Below are 2,500 nucleotides of genomic sequence, written 5' to 3'. Positions count from 1 at the left end.
GGTTCTGGCACAGATCTTGGGGAGCGGTCGCGGAGTGTCACCAGGGCAACAGCATGAGGTGGGTCGGCCCGCAGGGCGGTTTGCCGGGACAGTCCAAATTTCCAGGCGCTCTCGCGAGCCGTGCTGGCATCGTATGAACCATGGCAGCGATAGACGACACATCCGAACCTGACAGCCCTGTCCGCAGCGCCTATCCGCCCCTGGTGGAGGCAGCGTGGCTGTATCAGGCGGATCAGGTGTGTCCGGAAGACCTGCCGATGACCGCTGCCCAGGCACTCGCAATGGGAATGGACACGCCGACCCTGTGCGAGCTCGCTGGCCTGCCGCGTCATGCGGACCCCCGGGACATCCGCGACACATTCGAGCAGGCTCTCGAAGAATTGGGGATCATTCTGCCCGATCACCACCTGGCCCGGCGATACGCGCTGCGCAGGCTGGCCACGCGATTCACCGCAGGGGAGGTGGATCTCGCCGAGTTGGCATCGGACGAGTGGTCGGAGATGGAGGTCGAGACCGCTGAGGAGCAAGCATTCGTGGCGCTACTCCCGCCATGCGCGTGCTGCATCGAGTACACGCTGGGGCTCGACGAGGCGGCATGGGAAGCGCAACTGCAGGTCGCGGCCTGTGCCTTGGTCTCGCATCCCACTGTCGGGCCTGTCAGGCCGCGCTTCTGACGAGTGGGGTCGGAAGGCGTTTCTGGCGCAACATCTGGGGTCGCGATCGCGGAGGTTCACTGAAGCAGGATCATCTTGCGGAGGAGTTCGAATCCGGCGCGCCCATAGAGCTGCCGCTTGATCTTCTTGATGCGATTGACGGCGCCCTCGATGCTGCCGGAGCTCCAGTCGAGAGTGAGCCCGGCAGTCACGGCGTCGAGGTCTCGGAGCAAGTGGAGTGCGAAGCCCGTGAGACCGGGCAGCCGGCTAGCGTCGACTGCGTCGATCCAGGTGGGGAGTGTGGAGCCGAGGCGGTCGGTGAGTATCTCGCCAAAATCACGGACGTGTCCGGCCGCCTTGTCCAGTTCGGGGCAGCGGGCCAGGACCTCCTTCAGGCTGGCCCGGTCTTCCTCGGTCAGGGTCGCGGGGTGACGGGTGAGCCAGCCGGTCACCTGCCGCACCGACGGCGCCCGCGGCGACGCAGCAGGCGGAGCCCCGCGCAAGGTGGCGATGTGCGCGCGGACCATGGCGTAGGTGACGGGAGCGTGCTCGGCAACCAGCTCGCCGTGCAGTCGGGTGACGCTGGTGCATCCCTCAGCGAATCGCCGCTCCAGGTAGGGCTTGTAGGGGTCCAGCCTGCTGGACCGGGGCCGGTTCTCGCGGATGGTGTCCTGCCAGCGTGCGGCGTTCGCGTACCGGAGCACGGTGTTGAGACCCCAGCCCAGGTGCCGGGCGATCGCCCGACGCGAGTGGCCCTGGGCAAGCAGCTCGTGGACCAGAGTATGTGCTGCCTTCTTGCGCTCGGCCCGCCGACCGACGGGCTTCGAGTCGTCCTGCGGTCGGCCCGAAGCCCCTCCGGTGGCCTCCGGCAACACGCCGCCGGGCGAAGGGTTGCGCAGGCAGTCGCGATGGGCGGCGACGCAAGTCTCCACGGCTCGGCCGAGGCCCTGCCACAGATGGAACCGGTCAGCGACCTGCAGAGCTTCCGGAGCACCGCGCCGGGCACCCTCGGCGTATGCACCCGCCCGGTCCCGGCAGATGATCTCCACGCCAGGGTGGCGGATCAGCCAGGCGGCCAATGGCCCGGCTTCACGGGTCGGGAGCACATCGACCACTCGATGGTCTTCAACGCTGGTCAAGACGGTGGAATAGGTCTGACCGCGACGGATCGCGAAATCGTCCACACCCAGCACACGCGGCGTACTGAGCCGCGGATCGGGCAATGCCATGACCCTGCGTAACAAAGTCATCCGTCCCGCGCCGAAGCCCAGCTGGGCCGCCAGCCGGGCGCCGGCCCGCCCGGCCAGCGCGAGCCCCACTCGCTCCAGGGCGTGGTTGAGCCGCGTGGTGAACCGTGCGTGCGGGGCGGCCAGCTGCGAGAACGGCTCGGCGAACGTCTGGCGCGGGCAGCCCGCCGCCCCGCAGATGAAGCGCCGGACCGTCAGCCGGATCACAAAGCCCTGCTCAGCGAGCGGAAGGTCCTTCAGCCTGCGCTGGTACCGGTCGTGGACTCGGTCCGCAAAGCGGCCGCAGTCCGGACACGCCGCCCCGGCCGCGCGGCCTCTCGCCACAACCTCGACCGTGCCGAACGCGGCCGTAACCGCCTCGACGTCGACCTCGTCGATCCCGTCGAACACCAGCGAGTCCCAGAACGGTGCATCGGTCTGCATGACCAGCACCATCACCGTCCACAACCGACCGCAGCAGCGATCGGCCGACATCTGATGGAGCGTCAATTTTGATCGTCGCACGACAAGGCGTACGCGGTCTCACGCAACCCTGTCTCCTCGCAATCGAACATCGGGGTAACGCTCTGCGACGACTCCCCAAGATCTGTGCCAGAACCC

Annotated in this window: 2 protein-coding genes; one reads left to right on the top strand and one right to left on the bottom strand. The window is 67.8% G+C overall.

Annotated elements, in window-relative coordinates:
- Positions 1 to 140: 140 nt before the first annotated feature.
- Positions 141 to 674: a hypothetical protein gene (locus ACWCPF_RS45350; RefSeq protein WP_451051016.1), complete on the top strand. Its 534-nt coding sequence runs from the start codon at positions 141 to 143 to the stop codon at positions 672 to 674.
- Positions 675 to 730: 56 nt separating this feature from the next.
- Here ACWCPF_RS45350 and ACWCPF_RS45345 read toward each other — a convergent pair whose 3' ends face one another.
- Positions 731 to 2,374, bottom strand: coding sequence for an ISL3 family transposase (locus tag ACWCPF_RS45345; protein WP_451051015.1), 1,644 nt, complete (start codon positions 2,372 to 2,374; stop codon positions 731 to 733).
- Positions 2,375 to 2,500 lie beyond the last annotated feature (126 nt).

Source organism: Streptomyces sp. NPDC001858, from assembly GCF_053594615.1.
This window is presented reverse-complemented; position numbering and strand designations above follow the sequence as displayed.